This is a genomic window from Bradyrhizobium sp. AZCC 2262 (assembly GCF_036924535.1).
Taxonomy (GTDB): Bacteria; Pseudomonadota; Alphaproteobacteria; order Rhizobiales; family Xanthobacteraceae; genus Bradyrhizobium.
This window is the reverse complement of record NZ_JAZHRT010000001.1, coordinates 8,896,598-8,913,244: the sequence shown is the minus strand read 5'-3', so window position 1 is coordinate 8,913,244 and position 16,647 is coordinate 8,896,598. Positions and strand designations below refer to the sequence as shown.

17 protein-coding genes are annotated in these 16,647 nt (G+C 62.5%); 5 read left to right on the top strand and 12 right to left on the bottom strand.

Features of this window, described 5'->3' with window-relative positions:
* Positions 1-50 precede the first annotated feature (50 nt).
* The 4 genes from V1283_RS41860 to V1283_RS41845 all read right to left on the bottom strand — a co-directional run bounded on the left by V1283_RS41860 (position 51) and on the right by V1283_RS41845 (position 4,231).
* Positions 51-1,217, bottom strand: a complete 1,167-nt coding sequence (locus V1283_RS41860) for a DUF2336 domain-containing protein (RefSeq protein ID WP_334392430.1) — start codon at positions 1,215-1,217, stop codon at positions 51-53.
* A 249-nt stretch (positions 1,218-1,466) separates the two neighbouring features.
* Entirely contained in the window at positions 1,467-3,257 is a 1,791-nt protein-coding gene (locus V1283_RS41855; RefSeq protein WP_334392429.1) for a peptide ABC transporter substrate-binding protein, read from the bottom strand.
* A gap of 241 nt (positions 3,258-3,498) precedes the next feature.
* Positions 3,499-3,699, bottom strand: coding sequence for a hypothetical protein (locus tag V1283_RS41850; protein WP_334392428.1), 201 nt, complete (start codon positions 3,697-3,699; stop codon positions 3,499-3,501).
* A gap of 163 nt (positions 3,700-3,862) precedes the next feature.
* The gene (locus V1283_RS41845; RefSeq protein WP_334392427.1) at positions 3,863-4,231 is read right to left on the bottom strand and encodes a hypothetical protein; all 369 of its coding nucleotides are present in this window, start codon (positions 4,229-4,231) and stop codon (positions 3,863-3,865) included.
* Between the two features lie 340 nt (positions 4,232-4,571).
* On the opposite strand from V1283_RS41845, the gene V1283_RS41840 reads away from it, so the two are divergent.
* Complete coding sequence (locus tag V1283_RS41840; RefSeq protein ID WP_334392426.1) at positions 4,572-5,606, top strand: tetratricopeptide repeat-containing protein; 1,035 nt, start codon at positions 4,572-4,574, stop codon at positions 5,604-5,606.
* Positions 5,603-6,781 carry a patatin-like phospholipase family protein gene (locus V1283_RS41835; protein ID WP_334392425.1) on the top strand — a complete coding sequence of 393 codons (1,179 nt, stop codon included), beginning with the start codon at positions 5,603-5,605 and terminating at the stop codon, positions 6,779-6,781. Before V1283_RS41840 ends, V1283_RS41835 begins: the two co-directional genes overlap by 4 nt.
* 18 nt (positions 6,782-6,799) lie before the next feature.
* On the opposite strand, the gene V1283_RS41830 is transcribed toward V1283_RS41835, so the two are convergent.
* The 6 genes from V1283_RS41830 to V1283_RS41805 all read right to left on the bottom strand — a co-directional run bounded on the left by V1283_RS41830 (position 6,800) and on the right by V1283_RS41805 (position 11,145).
* Entirely contained in the window at positions 6,800-7,387 is a 588-nt protein-coding gene (locus V1283_RS41830; protein WP_334392424.1) for a hypothetical protein, read from the bottom strand.
* 112 nt (positions 7,388-7,499) lie between these two features.
* Positions 7,500-8,006, bottom strand: a complete 507-nt coding sequence (locus V1283_RS41825; protein WP_334392423.1) for a hypothetical protein — start codon at positions 8,004-8,006, stop codon at positions 7,500-7,502.
* A 9-nt stretch (positions 8,007-8,015) separates the two neighbouring features.
* Positions 8,016-8,822, bottom strand: coding sequence for a molybdate ABC transporter substrate-binding protein (locus V1283_RS41820; protein WP_334393359.1), 807 nt, complete (start codon positions 8,820-8,822; stop codon positions 8,016-8,018).
* Positions 8,822-9,649, bottom strand: coding sequence for a substrate-binding domain-containing protein (locus tag V1283_RS41815; protein WP_334393358.1), 828 nt, complete (start codon positions 9,647-9,649; stop codon positions 8,822-8,824). The genes V1283_RS41820 and V1283_RS41815 overlap by 1 nt, the downstream gene beginning before the upstream one ends.
* A gap of 78 nt (positions 9,650-9,727) precedes the next feature.
* Positions 9,728-10,450: an energy-coupling factor ABC transporter ATP-binding protein gene (locus V1283_RS41810; protein WP_334392422.1), complete on the bottom strand. Its 723-nt coding sequence runs from the start codon at positions 10,448-10,450 to the stop codon at positions 9,728-9,730.
* A gap of 2 nt (positions 10,451-10,452) precedes the next feature.
* Positions 10,453-11,145, bottom strand: coding sequence for an ABC transporter permease (locus tag V1283_RS41805; protein ID WP_334392421.1), 693 nt, complete (start codon positions 11,143-11,145; stop codon positions 10,453-10,455).
* 88 nt (positions 11,146-11,233) lie between these two features.
* Between V1283_RS41805 and V1283_RS41800 the strand changes: the two genes are divergently transcribed.
* Positions 11,234-12,121 carry a helix-turn-helix transcriptional regulator gene (locus V1283_RS41800; RefSeq protein ID WP_334392418.1) on the top strand — a complete coding sequence of 296 codons (888 nt, stop codon included), beginning with the start codon at positions 11,234-11,236 and terminating at the stop codon, positions 12,119-12,121.
* 156 nt (positions 12,122-12,277) lie between these two features.
* Positions 12,278-12,676, top strand: coding sequence for a hypothetical protein (locus tag V1283_RS41795; protein WP_334392417.1), 399 nt, complete (start codon positions 12,278-12,280; stop codon positions 12,674-12,676).
* A gap of 230 nt (positions 12,677-12,906) precedes the next feature.
* On the opposite strand, the gene V1283_RS41790 is transcribed toward V1283_RS41795, so the two are convergent.
* Both V1283_RS41790 and V1283_RS41785 read right to left on the bottom strand, forming a co-directional pair.
* Positions 12,907-13,494, bottom strand: a complete 588-nt coding sequence (locus tag V1283_RS41790; RefSeq protein WP_334392416.1) for a hypothetical protein — start codon at positions 13,492-13,494, stop codon at positions 12,907-12,909.
* 506 nt (positions 13,495-14,000) lie between these two features.
* On the bottom strand, positions 14,001-15,263 hold the full coding sequence (locus tag V1283_RS41785) for a threonine ammonia-lyase (RefSeq protein ID WP_334392415.1): 1,263 nt from the start codon (positions 15,261-15,263) through the stop codon (positions 14,001-14,003).
* 163 nt (positions 15,264-15,426) lie between these two features.
* On the opposite strand from V1283_RS41785, the gene V1283_RS41780 reads away from it, so the two are divergent.
* Positions 15,427-16,104, top strand: coding sequence for a response regulator transcription factor (locus V1283_RS41780; protein ID WP_334392413.1), 678 nt, complete (start codon positions 15,427-15,429; stop codon positions 16,102-16,104).
* Positions 16,105-16,647 lie beyond the last annotated feature (543 nt).

Genomic DNA, 16,647 nt, shown 5'->3' with positions numbered 1-16,647 from the left:
AGTGGATTCGCGGATCGCGGCTGACTGCGGAGCCAGCTGAATGGGAGAATCTACCCCATCAGGGCTTCCAGTTCCGCAGATGCTTCCGAAGCGACCGGAGGGCTCGCGACGGTGCGCGCGTTACGGCGCGCATCGTAGAACTCAAGCACGCGTTTGGCCGTTCGGATTTCGAGCCGCTCGAAGTTTTCGTGCGCACGATCCAGATCCTTGCCGGACATTCTGCGGCCCGCGGCCTCCATCAGCAGAAGCGCCTTGACCGTTGCCCAGGAGCAGCCGGCCGCTTTTGCAAGAATTTGCACGACGCCGGGATTCTCATGGAGAACCGCCCGTTCGGCGACCTCGATGGGGCAGCCTGCGAGAACCGACAAAGCCATCACCGTGTGCTCGAAGTTTTGTACGCGAGCGAACGCATGAACATTGGCTTCCCTGAGCTCCCGCCAGTATTTGAACCGCTTGACCTTTCTCCTTGCCTTGGCGTGACCCGGCGACCGGGCGCGAACCTCCAGATTGATATCATCGACCACCTCCGTCACCGCACCCTGTACGGCTTCGGCAAATTGCGGATTTGCCGCGACAATCTTGCTGCACACCGCAACGGAGGCAGTTTCGAGCAGTTTCAGGAAGTGATGTCGAGGAATATCACGCCGCGTTCCGACACGGAGCGCAAGCTGGACGTCGGCGGCGGATCGCGCGACGAGTTCGCAAAAACCGCCATCCGAAATGCGGGCGCCGGCGTTGCCGGCAACGGCATGGACGACTCTGGGTTCACCGCGGTGGATAAGTATTTCGGTGATGGCTTCGCTAATCGTTTGACGTTGCGCGATAGCGTAAAGATGACCCTGGCTCCGGGTGCTGGCGCTGGCGGCAAGATCGGCCTCGCTAAGGGCCATCGACTGACTCAGAACCGGAGCCGCCACAGTGATCGCGTCGTCGAAGGCAAATGCCCGAAGTAGCGTCGCCGGCGCATCCGGGCTGGTTGCGAGATGGCGGGCGAGCTTGACCCGGGTTTTCAACTCAATTGCGGCAACGAGGGTTTTGAATACTTCGTCGAACAGCTCGATCTGTTGCGCCGAATAACGACTGGATCCGGCGGCGAACAAATCGGTAATGCGCGTGAGCGCCCTCACCTGCTTTTTCGTCGACCCGGATGCCGTCGTGTCCTGAATTTCATTGATCAGCGAATGGAACGTAGTCATGGCCGTCGTTTCATCAGGCATTTTTTCGTTCAGCATTGAAGGTTAAGAGAGTGATAATCGCATGCTACCAGCCACGCGTGAAAATACCGGACTGCAGTTGCATCACAGATAAATCAAACTTGCTGTATTTTCCTAAGCACTTCCCGTGCCCCAGGCGCCGCCCGCCTTATCCCGGCGCGGCCGTGATCCCTTACGAATTCGGATCACGTCGAATTAGATTCCGGTCAGCGGGGCAGCCGACGCATCGAAAATCAAATCCGGGACTGTGTCTCACTCCTCCCGGTACCAGCTCGCGAGCTGCCACAGATCGTTGTCCCAGCCCGAGATATGCGCGGTCAGCTTGCCGCCGAGCGCTGCGACGCGGGTCCGGGAGATGATGGGCTGGATGTAATTGTCTGTCACGACGAGGTCGTTGAGCTGGATGAACAGCGCGGCGCGCTTCACTGCGTCGAGCTCCTGTTCGACCTGCTTGTAGATCTCGTCATACTCCTTGCTTTGCCAGCGCGAGACGTTGCGTCCCTGCCACTTGTTGTCCTTGTTCGCCATCTGCCACGACACATACTGGTTCATGAAGAACTGCGGATCGGCCTGCGGCATGGTGGTGTTGTACATCTGCGCGTCGCAATAGAAATGCGGATAGGTGTCGGGATTGGCGGCGTCGGAGGAGAAGAACACCGATCCCACCACCGACTTCAGTTCGACGTCGATGCCCGCCTTCTGGCACGCCTGCTTGACGATGGACTGGGTCTTCTGCCGTGGCGCATTGATCGAAGTCTGGAACACGAACTTCAGCGGCTTGCCGTCCCTGGCACGAATGCCGTCGCCGCCCTTTTTCCACCCCGCAGCCTCGAGGATCTGGTTGGCCTTCTCGATGTTGAATTCGAATTTGGTGTTTTTCGACCGGAAGCGCGGCGGGTTGTTGAGGAAGTTCGCGGTGGCCAGCGCCGTGCGGCCATAGATGAATTTTTCGATCGACGCGCGATCGATCAGGAGATTGATGGCCTGGCGCACGGCCGGATCGCTGAACAGCGGATGCCTGGTCTTGATGCTGGCGCGCTCGCCGTCGACCTCGACTGAGGGATCGGTCGAGTTGAGCTGCATGAATTCGACATTGCCTGACGGCGTGATGTTCACCCTGCCCTTGCCGACGGCTTCCATCTTCAGCAGGATCTCGTCTTCGACCTGCATGTTCCAGGCATAGTCATACTCGCCGGTCTGCAGCACCGCGCGCGCCGCCGACACCGCGTCGCCGCCGCCCTTGACCTCCACCTCATCGAAATGCGGCCGGTTGGCGACGTGGTAGTTGGGATTGATTTTTGCGCGGAGCATGTCGCCGGGCTTGAAATCGACGAACATGTAGGGGCCGGTGCCGACCGGCTTCAGATTGTTCGGCGCCTCGCGCGACTTGGCGCCGACGTAATCCTTGAACAGGTGTTTTGGGATGATCATGCCGTAGGCGCTAACAAAGGCATCGGCCCAGAATGGCGTCGGCTTGGCAAAAACGAGGCGGACGGTGAAGTCGTCGATCTTCTCGACCGTGATGTCCTTGTAGCTGCCGATCGAGACCGACGCGGTCTCCGGCGTTCTGGCATATTCCCAGTTGAAGACGACATCGTCGGCCGTGAACGGCATGCCGTCATGCCATTTGACGCCGCGCTTCAGCTTCCAGATCACCGAGCGGCCGTCCTCGGCCAGCCCGTCATTTTCCTTGCTTGGAATTTCGGCCGCAAGGATCGGCACCAGATTGCCGTCGTTATCCCATCCCGCCAGCGGCTCGTAAAAGATCCGGGAGCCTTCCTGGTCCTTGGTGCCGACGGCGAAATGCGGATTGAGCAGGGTCACGGCCTGCCAATACATCAGCTTCAGCACGCCGCCGCCGCCGGCCTTGGTTGGCTTGTAGGGAAGCGCGGTCGCAGCCATCGCAACCCCGGACTGGCTCAGCATCATCCCGGCGATCGACGCCGAAAGGCCTGCGGCGATCACTCGCTGGACAAAGGCCCGCCGCGACAACCGGCCGGTCTTGACGTCTGCAATCAGGTCTCGAAGTTCCCGTTCTTTCATGGGGCTGGCTCCTTAACTGGTGCTGAATGCGTCGCCGCGCTCGATGCCGGAAATGGATCAGGTCGGCGCGAACCTGTCAAAGCAGGATACAGGCCATCCCGTCATGCCAGCTCTACCCGAGACAAGGTGACGCGGCCGCGGCCGGCAATGGGGAGCGCGCCACAAAAAAGCCCACGCAAATCGTGGGCTTTTTGTCGGTACCAGCCGCGACAACCGCCGGTGCGTCGCTTCTGCCTTGAGCTCAGCCTGCCGGCGAGCCGACGGCCTCCCCGCTTATCGCGCGGTCCAGCGAGTCGATCAGCGCCTGAATCTCGATGAATTTGTTGCGGGCCCGTTCGGCCTTGTCGCGATCAAAGGGAGCGGCCAGCACCTTCGCATGCATGTCGCGGTCCTCGATCATGCGCTCACGGGCTTTCTTCAGCGTTTCAAGTCGCTCGCTCATTTTGGTTTCTTTCAACGGGAGGGGATCGGCGCCACGATGTCGGCGCGAATCTCATGCGTACACCGATCCAGCCGCCGGCGCCATCGATCAATGACGCGTCGGCATCAACCGGTCACACGAAAAAGCCCGCATTGCTGCGGGCTTTTTGTTTCATCAGCCTGATTTACCAGCCGCGATATCCGCCGCTGCCGAAGCTGAACGTTACGCCGGGGCCGCCGCCGTGGTAGCGGGGACCGTAGTAGCCGTACGGGCGCGAGTAGCCGTACGCACGCGGGGCATAGTAGTTATAGCTCCCGTAGTACGGCCGGTAGTGACGGTGGCGCCAGTGGTGATGGCCATGCCAATGCCGATGGCGCTGTTGCGCGCTGATGTCGGTCGAGGATCGCGTGGCGATCGGGGATCGCGTGGCGATCCGGGATTGCGCAGCATCCGTCGAAAGTTTCGACTTCACCGCGTTGTCGGCGGCGTAGGCTGCGGAACCTCCCATCAGAGCGGCGGCACCAACGGCAAACGCGATAGCTAGCTTCTTCATCATCGAACTCCAGTGAAACGTGTGAAGGCTAACCGGCCGACGCGCGTGGCGTTCCGGCGTGCGACATAAAGACCGCAATCGCCGCTTGAATGTTCATGAAACTGAACGGATTCGATCCAGAACGTACCTTGTTGAATGAAAAACTATTGGACGCAGACCTTCTGAACAATTGACCGTCGCGAAGTTCGCGTTCGTTTCGGCGGCATATCGGCCCACGAAACTTCCAGCTTCCAGCTTGCAATCACACCTGTTCTGGATCAAACTTGTACACCATTTTAGAAGCAACCATTGATTGCAAGCGACTCCAGCGGTGCGGTGTACCAGCCGGCCGGAGGATATTATGGGTAACTGTTTCGTCATTATGGGCTTTGGCGAGAAGACCGACTTCCAGTCGAACCCGCAGCGTGTTTTGAACCTCAACAGAACCTACGAAGACATTATCAAACCGGTCGTGGAAGAGGCAGGCCAGACCTGCGTTCGCGCGGACGAGATCATCCATTCCACCGTCATCGACAAGCCGATGTACGACAATCTGCTGTCGGCGGATCTGGTCATTGCGGACCTGTCCACCGCCAACGTCAACGCGGTCTATGAGCTCGGCATTCGTCACGCGCTACGGCCACAACGGACAATCGTGCTGGCGGAGAACAATTTCAGCTTCCCGTTCGATCTCAATCATCTCAGCATTCTGAAGTACGAACACCTCGGTAAGGAGATCGGGTTCAAGGAGGTGATGCGCGTCAGGAGAGAACTGACAAAAAAGATCACGACGCTGATGGACAGTCCCGAGCCCGACAGCCCGGTCTTTCTGTTCATCCCCTCGCTTCAGCCTGCCAGCCTTCCCAAGGCGCAAGCGATCGTAGCCGCGGGGCCGCCCGCGCCCTCCTCTGCGCCGACCGACCAGAAAAGCTTCGCCGAACTGCTCGCAAGCTTTCGCGCCGAGAAGGACGGCGTCAAGGCGCCTGAAGACTGGGCGATCCCGTTGGCCCTTCTGAAGCGCCTGAAGACGATGCAGCCTGACGATCCCTACATCCTGCAGCAACTGGCGCTCGCAACCTACAAGTTCCAACAACCGGACAAGAAGACGTCGCTGATCAATGCAAAGAACATTCTGAACGCGCTTGCGCCACAAGCGTCGAGCGATGCCGAGACGGTGGGACTGTGGGGCGCCATCCATAAACGGCTGTGGGAAGAGATCGCAAATCCTGAGGATCTCGATGAGGCGGTGCGGGCTCATGCCCGCCTGATTGAGGTCGGCCGCGACGGCAACGCCGTGAAATGGATGGAGGATACTCAGCGACCAGTTGAAGAAGCTGGGCGCCCTGTTGACGCCCTGACGGGATCGAAACACGACAGCAAATCGAGGCGACAATGACTCATCTCGACAACTGGCAAACAAAATTTGCGACGACAAGACCGCGCAGGCTGCTGGCGCTCGATGGCGGCGGCATCCGCGGCGTGATGTCTCTCGAAATCCTGCGCAAGATTGAACGGGATCTGGCGGCGGCAACCGGCAAGGGCGCGTCGTTCCGTCTCGGAGATTTCTTCGACTATATCGGCGGCACCAGCACCGGCGCCATCATTGCGGCCGGCCTCGCGATGGGAAAGTCAGTTCAGGAACTGGTCGACTTCTACATCGAGGCGGGACCGCTGATGTTCGAAAAAACGTCCCTGATCGGCCGGTTGCGCAGCTTCTATCAGGCCGACCCGCTGCGCCAGAAACTGAACGGCGTGTTCGGAGAGCGCAAGCTTGGAGCCGAAGACCTGCGTTCGCTGCTGCTGATCGTCACGCGGAATGCAACGACGGATTCGCCGTGGCCCGTCTCCAACAATCCCTTTGCCCGGTACAACGATCGCACCCGCAAAGACTGCAATCTGCAGATTCCGCTGTGGCAGCTGGTGCGGGCGAGCACGGCTGCACCCGTCTATTTCCCGCCCGAAATACTCGCATGGGATGAAAGCGACCCGGCAAAAACCTTCTTCTTCGTCGATGGCGGTGTCACTCCCTACAATAGTCCGGCATTCCAGTTGTTCCGGATGGCGACACTTCCGCAGTACCGCCTCAACTGGCCCGTCGGAGAGACGAAGATGATGCTGATCTCGGTCGGCACGGGATCGGCGGCAGCGGTCAGCCGCGACCTCAACGTGCGCGGACAATTGGCGCCGGTGAACGCCGCGCACCTTCCCGGCGTGCTGATGGGTGGCGCCGCGATCGACCAGGATATCAATTGCCGCGCAATCGGCCGCTGCGTGTTCGGCCAGGCGATCGACCGGGAGGTCGGTGACATGATTCCGCGGCAAGGCGATCCGCTCAAGGGGGATGTCATTCCGCCCGAAGAAGATTGCGGCCGCCAATTCCTTTATGCCCGCTACAACCCCGATGTGAGTCGAGACGGCCTCGACGCCTTGGGGCTGAACGAGATCAATCCGGATCACGTCCAGGCGCTGGATCAGATCGAGTACATCGGTGAGATGCAATCCGTAGGACGTAACTATGCCGCGAAGTTCGTGGATATGACGCCATTCCGGAGATTCGTGCTGAAGGACTGAGCAAGCACAACGTCCGCCTCACGACCACAGCTGCCGCGTGTCCAGCCAATGGGTCTGGCCACCCTTTTTTTGCGCCTCCTGCATCAGGTGCTGGGTGCCGCCCGGGCCGTCGCCGCCGGCCCCGTTCCACAAGCAGATGAAATCGACCTTTTCGGCGCCGCACCCGGTGGCCACCTGCAGCATCCACATATTGTTGCGCTCGAAAGGATTTTCGTCGGCCTTGAGCGGGCCAAGCTCCTCGGTCGCGATGTGAAATGCGGCCTGTGACTTCGCTGCAAAATAGCGCGAACGCCAGTCCGCATCGGCAAAGTCGACGGACTCCGCAAGAAACTTGTCCTCCTCGAACGGAAGATAGATAGCGACGCTCAATCCTCGCGCCAGCGCGGCCTCGGCGAACAGCAAATCCCCGCCACACGCGCCGCCACAGATTGCCAGATCACCGGGCTCCACCGCGATCTGATCGAGCAGATCTCCGATCGCTTTGGCGGCGATCGGCTCCTTGTCTGCCGGGAACCGGGGCTCTTTCCGGGTCGGGCTATCGATCATGTGCCCGCTGAAAAGCAGCACGCTGCGCGGTTTCATCTCGCCCGAAGTTTGAGACGCCATCACTGAGCCTCATCTTGCGCTGATAATCTGTTTAACAGAGAAGCCGATCCTCGACAGCGCAATAAGTGCGGGCGGGATGCTAAGACCGCGCAATCTGCTGGAGTCGTGGAACCTATTCCACCACGCCGATCGCAATGGTGATCGCATCCGGCGATACGCCGCTGACCTGCAGCACGACCGGGCTGGCATCGAGATCGAGCCGCACGCTCTTGCGCACGCCCGGACAATCGCTGCGGCCGGTGCTGCCCACAGAGCGGGCATAGCGGCCGTTCTGGATGACGTCGATCCAGGCGTCGTCGGACAGCGTGATCTGATAGATGCCGGACTTTGCCAGCGCGGGCAATCGCACCATGCCGCCATGCCACTGCTCCGTTCGCGGCTTTCGCTCCGGCGGCATTTCGAAGGAAGCCTGGGCGCCCTGCTGCAGGCGAATGACCAGCGCGCCCGCCGGCAGCGCTGCCAGCGTCTCGCCGGCCGCAATCACAGTCTTGCCGGTTGCGGCGAATGCTGCGCGATCACGCGCCAGCGACCAGGCGAATTTTTCGCAGCCGTCGTCGGCGGCGCTGGCCGGTCCGAGCAAGGCGAGCAGCACGAGGGCGATGAGCGGTGAACGAAACATCGACATCTCCTATTGCGGCAGACCCGGCGCGGCAAAACCGTGCCTTGCAAGCGTGCGCTGGCCTTCCGCCGAGAGAATGAACATTGCGAATTTATACGCGGATGCCGAGGCGCCGTTGATCACGGTCAGGCCGTAATCGGCGCCGACCGCGAGCGCGTCGGGCAGTTGCACGATCTGTTGCGCGGGGTTTTCCCGCTGCGCGGCGAGCGCATTGGAGCAATAGGTCAGGAAAATATCGGCTGTGCCTTGCACGATGAGGTCGCCATAGATCGAGCGGCCCTGCGGCGCCGGCGGGCTGGAGGCCCCGCCGGTGAGCTGCAGCGCTTTCTTCCCGAGCGTCGCAGAGGCGCCCGGGCTGAGCTTCTCCGCTTTACGAAAAACCTCCCAGGCGTAATCGCCTGAAGGATCGGCCTTCGGCGTCGAGGTGCCGAGCTTCACTTGCGGGTCGAGCATACGGTCCAGCAGCGTGGCCGGCGTGACCTCGAGGCCGGGCCGCGCCAGCGCGCACAGCCGGTTGCGCGCGAACAGCGCTACAGGGCCGCTGCGCTTCTCTGCAGCCAGGGCTTGCGGGTGCTCCATGTTGGCGGAGGCGAGCACTTCTGCGTTTGCCCCAGCGGCGATCTCGTCTTTCAACAGACCGGACGCGCCGAACTTCGCCTGCACCTTGCCGAGGCCTGCGGCTTCGAAATCCTTTGCCACCTCGGTCAGCGCGGTGCGCAGGCTGCCGGCGGCGTGGAGCAATACCGTTTCTTCTGCCATCGCAGGCACCATCATGATCGCGAGAGATGCGAGCGCTACAGAAAGCCGCGCGGCCATCACGCGCCGGAATCGCTGGCGTTGGGATAGAACAGCTGCTCGCCGTTGATCTTGTAGTCGGCGATGGCCTTCTGGCCCTCCGCCGACACCAGCCAGTCGATCAACTGCTTGCCAAGATCCTTCTTGACGCTCGGATGTTTTTCCGGGTTCACCAGCATGACGCCATACTGGTTGAACAGCCGCTTGTCGCCTTCGACCGCGATGACGAGGTCGCCACGGTTCTTGAACGACAGCCAGGTGCCGCGATCGGCGAGCACATAGGCGTTGGAGGCGGATGCGGTGTTGAGCGCCGCGCCCATGCCCTGCCCGATCTCCTTGTACCAGGGGCCTTTATCCTTCGCGATGTCGATGCCGGCAACCTTCCAGAGGTTGAGCTCGGCCTGGTGGGTGCCGGACTTGTCGCCGCGCGAAATAAAGTCGGCGCCCTTGGCCTTGATCGCACCGAGCGCCGCAACGATGTCCTTCGATCCCTTGATGCCGGCCGGATCGCCCTTCGGGCCGATCAGGATGAAGTCATTGTACATCACAGGGTAGCGCTTGACGCCAAAGCCTTCAGCCAGAAATTTTTCCTCCGCAGGTTTTGCGTGGACGAACACCACGTCGGCATCACCGCGACGCGCGGTATCGAGCGCCTGCCCCGTGCCCTGCGCCACCACCTTCACGTCGATGCCGGTCTTGGCCTTGAACATCGGCAGGATGTGACCGAACAGGCCGGAATCCTGCGTCGAGGTGGTCGAGGCCACCACGATCGATTTCTCCTGTGCGACGGCGTAGCCTGCGAATACGAGGCTGGCGGTCACCGCTATCAGCAAACGGCGCGTGAGCATGTTCATTTTGTTTTCTCCCATCAATTTCTTGAGCATGATCCTTTCGGAAAACCGGTACCCACTTTTCCGGATCATGCTCTAAACCAGCAATTCGCCCGCGAGGAATGTCTTGGCCTCGGCAGTTTGCGGCCGATCGAAGAACGACGCGGCGGCGCCGGTCTCCACGATACGGCCGCGGTGAAGCATGACGATGTCGCCTCCGAGCCTGCGCGCCTCGCCGAGATCATGGGTCGCCATCACGACCTTGATGTTGCGTTCGCTCACAGTGCGGATGATGTCTTCCACCGCCTTGGTGGCGGTGGGATCGAGGCTCGCGGTCGGCTCGTCGAGAAACAGCGCGACCGGATCGCGCGCCAGCGCGCGCGCCAACGCCAGCCGCTGCTGCTCGCCGCCGGACAGCCGGCGCGCGGCACGGTCGGCGAGATGATCGAGACCGACCAGTTCGAGCAACTCGCTGGTGCGGCGTGCGTGTTCGGCGCGCGGCACGTCCGCGGCGCGCAGCGCGAAACGGATGTTGGCGGCGGCGCTGCGCCGGAGCATCGCCGGCCGCTGAAACACGATCGCGCGCCTGAGCGGCGGGACATTTTCCAGGCCGCCCCAGGTGATACGTCCGCGTGAGGGCGCGAGCAGCCCCATCGCCACGCGCAGCAGCGTGGATTTGCCCGAGCCGTTCGGGCCGATCAGCACCGTCGGTGGGCCCGGCGCCAGCGTGAGCGCGATATCGTCGAGGATTGTGACGGCGCCTGCCGTCACCGTAACGCCATCGAATACAATGGGCAGTTCGCTCGAAGGCGCGCGCATGGTCATCCCGCCAGTCGTTCGCCGGCGCGGCGGGCGGTCCAGGCCAGCGCATTGACGGCGATCACGATCGCGATCAGCACGAGGCCGAGGCCGACCGCCAGAGGCAGGTCGCCCTTGGAAGTTTCCAGCGCAATCGCCGTCGTCATCGTGCGGGTAAAGCCATCGATATTGCCACCGACGATGATGATGGCGCCGACCTCCGCCGCCGCGCGGCCGAAGCCGGCGAGCAGCGCGGTGACGAGGCTGAAGCGCGCATCCCAGATCAGCGCAGCGACGCGGCTGACAGGACCGAGATTCATCGCGGTGAGTTCGTCGCGATATTCGAGCCAGAGATCCTCGATGGTCTGTCGCGCAAGTGCTGCGATGATCGGCGCGACCAGCACGGTCTGCGCGATGATCATGGCCCGCGGCGTGAACAGCAGGCCGAACGAGCCGAGCGGCCCGGAACGCGACAGCGCCAGATAGACCGCAAGGCCAACGACCACCGGCGGCAGGCCCATCAGGGCATTCAGCAGGACGATAACGCCCTGCCGGCCGGGAAATCTTGTCAACGCGATCCAGGCCCCTAGCGGAATGCCGATCAGCGCGGCCAGCACCACCGCGGACAGGCTCACATAGAGCGACAGCCGCACGATGGCGAACAGCGTGGCATCGCCGCTGAGCACAAGTTGAAGGGCGGACACGTCGGCTGGCATGGCGATTTCCGGTTGAGCACATCTTGCGCAGACCGTACCATTATGGTCAATTTCTGTAGCATCTGCACTCCTATTCATATTGGTGCCTATGCCGGAACTCCTGACGACAGACGAAGCGGCCGAGTATCTCAGGCTCTCTGAACGCAAGCTCTACGAGCTGGTGGCGACCCGCGAAGTGCCCTGCAGCAAGGTGACCGGGCGCTGGTTGTTTCCGCGCGCCGCCCTCGACCGCTGGGTGTCCGCCGGACTGATCGCGCACGCCGCGCTGGCGCAGGTGACGGCGCCGCCGATCATGGGCGGCAGTCATGATCCGCTGCTGGAATGGGCGCTGCGCGAAAGCAATTCCGGCCTCGCCAGCCTGCCCGAAGGCAGCGAGGAGGGCGTGCGGCGGCTGACCCAAGGCGAGGTGATCGTCGCGGCCATCCATATGCACCGCCTCGATGGCGATGACGAAACGGCCAATCTCGACGTGGTTGCCGATGCAGCGGGATTGCACGATGCCGTTGTCATTGCGTTTGCGCGGCGCGAGCAGGGCATTCTGGTCGCGCCCGGCAATCCGCTGGGCTTGAGCGACATGGCCTCGATCGCGACGTCGCGCGCGCGCATCGCGCAACGTCCCGCCGGTGCCGGCGCGCAATTGCTGCTGCTCGCGCTGTTGGCGCGCGCGCGCCTCGCGCTCGACGATCTGAAACTGGCAAAACCGGCCTTTCCGACCGGCCCTGATATCGCGCAGGCCATCCGCGCAGGCCGCATCGATTGCGGCATCGCCACGCGAAGCGTGGCGAAATCGGCAGCCCTCGATTTCCTGCCGCTTACCTGGGAGCGTTTTGATCTCGTGATGCGGCGGCGCGATTATTTCATGAAGGGACCGCAGGCGCTGTTCGAGTTCATGCGCCAGGCGGGTTTTCGTGATCGCGCAAGCGAGCTTGGCGGGTATGATGTCGGCGACACCGGCGCGGTGAGGCTGGTGAATTAGGGCGCGGAGTTGTCAGCGCGCCTATGCGGCGACGGTCGGAGTTCCACGGCAGCAAATACAGAGACTGGCCCCGGATCGCCACCGCCATGCCACCAAATCGCCTAACGACTCAACGACGACTGTTGCAGCGGGCTGCGGACATCAAGGGAGGATCTGATGGATACCCCAACGTCTGCCGCATCCGACGAGAAAACACCTCCGCCGGAGGAGACGCTGGCGACACAACCCAGCAAAGAGAAATCGAATCCTGCTGGTCCGCTGGAGATCACCACCGAACGATTCAACTCTTCCGTGGCCCGGTTGACCACAAACTCGATAGACGAACTTCACAAGTTGGCTTCCGAACTGCAAAAAATGCAGGAATTCCTGAAGTCCGAGGTCGAAAGCGTGCAGCGCCAAATCGAAAGCGCGGTGGCCGGAATTAATATCATTGTCGAAACTATTGGTCCGTGGAAAAGCATGGCGGGCTCACAAACATTTCCATCAGGCACTCGCAACGTCCGCGCGGGGGGACCGGCGGCCAACATCGAGCAACGCATTCGCGTCGGGTCGTAACGGCCGACGCGCCACTCGGCGATATTTGCCGGCTGCGATGGCCTCTGGATGCATCGCGCTTTCCAACGATGCCATTCACAATGCAGGCGTTGATGGAGCCACTCGCGAAAGCATCGGCAGGTTCATCGAAACTCGTCGTTGATAGTTTGCTCAAAGTCTGCACCTGCGTCGCGGTGACGTGAAGCATCCGGAATCCGTCGTCCGCTATGGCCGCCAACCCGGTCCTTGCATCAATCGCGCAACAGCACGGCCTCCCGAAGGGTCGGGCTCGAGCCTAAGACGGAGACGAGCCCCAGCGCCATCAGCAGCATGCCAAGCAAGGTTGCCATCCAGCCCTGCCCGTCATCGGCGGCCTCGGCGACAGGAAAGGCGACCGGCGCCGGAAGCACGGAGGCGGCAACCGCGTCGCTGGGGGCCGGTGCGGCCGCCAGAAGCGTCTCCACGTCGACCTGGCTCGGCATGGGATCGTCGGGCGTAAGCTTTTCGACGACGGCCGGTGGCGCGGAGGCAGCGGTCCCCGTAGCCAGGACGGAAGCGGCATCAACCACCTTGAACTCGGGTGCGAGCGGCATCGGCTGAGACGTTTCCGCCGTTGCGGAACGCAGCAGCTCCGCACGCGCATCCACGTCCGCCTTCCGCTTGCGCGGCGCGGCCTCGTTCTCCTCAGGAACGGCGACACGAGGCTTCGCGGCGCTATGACGAACCTGCTTCTTCACGGTCGCGATCCCCTCAGCGGCCTGGAACCAGCATTTGCGGTGGCCTTCCAAACGATAGACCCAGCGCTGGCCGGCCGTCGTCGACTTGCCGGGCCGCGGCAAGCACTCCTCTTCCGCGGCAGCGGGCGCAGTGGCTTTCGGGGGAGCGGCGTTGAAGAAGTCAGCAAAAGGATTCGAAGACGCAGGCGAAGTCGGGAGAGCCGCGAGAAGGACAATAGCGCCGAAGCAAAATCGCAAATGACCGGACATGAAAACCCCGGTGTTGCGCCCCCGCCCGCACGACCTTTGGCCGCGAACTGGGTCACAATGCGGCTCAAATCCGGCAAAGCGGTGGATTCATTCTGACCCGGGAAACGAGATCGGGGCCAGCGCTGCACGACGAGGGAATCCAATACCGCGCTCCGTTCATCATCGAGTCGGTGCCGAACAAATCTCCGAACGTCGAGTAGCGAAAGGTATTCTGAGTATGCCGATCGATACCAAAGGAGCAGCTCAGCAGCAGGCGTTCACCGGTCGCCGTGATTTGCACGGGTTTGCGCCCAGCACGTCGCCTTGACGCCAAGTTTCCGTTACGCGAACCGGTATCTGCATCGCTTGAAAACGCTACGTTATCGCCGCCCCGGCAGCCACGCGACCAAGCCGGCTTCGCCGAGCCGTTTCATCACGTCCTCCAGATGCGCGCGGTCTCTCGTTTCGATGACGACTTCGAGCAAGGTGCCCTTGGCAGGCAGGTCGGAGAAGGTGCGCTGGTGCGAGACTTCGATGATGTTGGCGCCGACTTCGGCCAATAGCGCCGAGACCGCCGCCAGTTGCCCCGGCCGGTCGACGATGTCGATGGCGATCTGCGTCAGCCGCCCCTCGCGCGCGAGTTCGCGCGTCAGCACCGAGGCGATCAGCCGCGTATCGATGTTGCCGCCGGTCAGCACGAGGCCGACATTGCGCGCGGCAAAACGTTCCGGCGCTGCCAGCACCGCGGCAAGGCCCGCCGCGCCGGCGCCCTCGACCACGGTCTTTTCGATCGCGATCAGCATCGCCACCGCGCGCTCGATCTGATCCTCCGTGACGAGAACGATGTCGTCGACGAGGTGATGGATGATTTCGGTGGTGATCCGGCCCGGCGCCTTGACGGCGATGCCTTCGGCCAGCGTATCGCCGCGCATCGGCAGGTGCTCGCCCTTGATGGCGTTGTACATCGAGGGATAGAGCTGCGCCTGCACGCCGACGATCCGCAACTCCGGCTTCAGCGATTTGGCCGCGACCGCGATGCCGGAAATCAGCCCGCCGCCGCCGATCGGAACCACCAGCGTATCGAGCTGCGGCACGGAAGCGAGCATTTCGAGCGCGATGGTGCCCTGCCCTGCGATGATCAAGGGATCGTCGTAGGGGTGGATCATGGTGAGGTTCTTCACCTTCCCATGCGCGATCGCGAACTCGCCGCACTCCTCCAGCGTACCGGAAATGATGATCTCGGCGCCGTGGCGTCTGGTGTTCTCGATCTTCACCATCGGCGTGCCGACCGGCATCACGATCGTGGCGGGAATACCAAGCCGGTTGGCGTGATAGGCCACGCCCTGCGCGTGATTGCCGGCCGACATCGCGATCACGCCGCGCTGTCGTTCGTCAGGCGATAGCGCCAGCAGCCGATTGAGTGCGCCGCGCTCTTTGAAAGTCGAGGTGAATTGCAGATTCTCGAATTTGAGCCAGAGATTGCAGCCGCAGATCTCGCTCAGCGTCCGGCTCTGGCCGCATTCGGTGACGATGACGGAACCGCGGATCGCAGCCGCCGCGGCTGTGACGTCGCTGGGCGTGACGGCAAGACCAGCTTCGGAAGCGTGCGGGTTCGGCGGAGCGTTTTTGGGGGCTTTCGGCATCTGAAGGGGCCTCGTTGAGAGGCAATCGTATAAGCCCTTTTCGCCAGACGCGTCTCCTCCGAATCTCGTAAAAACCCCGCCCCATGAACATGGGTGTCGCAAAAAGCCGCCGCGGCGTTACACTTGGCCAAAGGCCGCAGGGACAGCGGCCGGAGTTTTTCAAATGAATTCATTGAACGATGAGCCGAAGGCGGAGGCCATCACGGTCGTGCTGGTCGAGGACGACGCGCCGACGCTTTGGCGGCTGCAGGACGCGCTGACCAAGGCCGGATATCAGGTCAGGGCCGCCGGCACGCTCGCTGAAGCCCGCGCCTGTCTCGCGCAGGGCGCGCCAAAAGTGCTGCTGACCGACCTTCAACTGCCCGACGGCCATGGCGTCGACCTGATCCGCGAAACACGTCGGTGCTTTCCCGACACCGAGATCATGGTGATCTCGATCCTCGGCGACGAGGAAAGCGTGATCTCGGCGATTACCGTCGGCGCCACGGGCTATCTGCTCAAGGACGCCTTCCCGATCGATATCGCCGCCACCGTGCGCGACCTCGTCGCCGGGCACTCGCCGATCTCGGCCTCGATCGCGCGCTTCATCGTGCGGCGGACCCAGAACACGCCCGAGCCGCCGCCCGGCCCTGCGCTCAACACCGCAAAACTGACGCCGCGCGAGATCGACATCCTCTGGGGCATCGCCAAGGGTTTCAGCTACGCCGAGATCGCCAGCCATCTCGGCCTGTCGCGCCAGACCGTGCCCGGGCATATCAAGAACATCTATCGCAAGCTCGAGGTTCATACCCGCGGTGAGGCGGTGTTCGAGGCGGTCCAGCAAGGCTTGATAAAGTTGTGAACGACCACGACGAGGACGCGACGGCGGAACAACTGCCTGGCCGCGAGCGCCGGCGGCTGCAGACGTCGCGCCTCTTCCAGTATCTCCTGCTGCAGGCGGTGATCGCCGGCGCCTGCGTGCTGGCGCTTTTGCAGTCGCTTCCCGGACCTCCCGCCGAATATCAGGTCACGGCGTTCAATCTCACCGAGACCGGGGTCGAGCGCGCGGTGACACTGCCGTATTTCTCGCCGTTGCGGAATGCGATGAACGATCCGCCCCGCTTCACGGGACAATTCGTTCGCCCGGCCGGCGAAGCCGTGCGGGCCTGGTCGGTGTTCCTGCCGCGCTTCACCAACGGCGTCGAGGTCACCGTCAACGATGTCGTGATCCTCGACAGCCGGCGCGATCCCGCCGCCAACCGCCCCGACCGCAACACGCCGGCGATCGCGGTGATCCCGGCGTCGGTGCTGCGCGACGGCGACAACGCGATTGCAATCCGGTTGTTCATCTGGGGCCCGATCACCGGCTTCCTCGATCGCGTCTGGGTCGGTCCGGACGAATTGC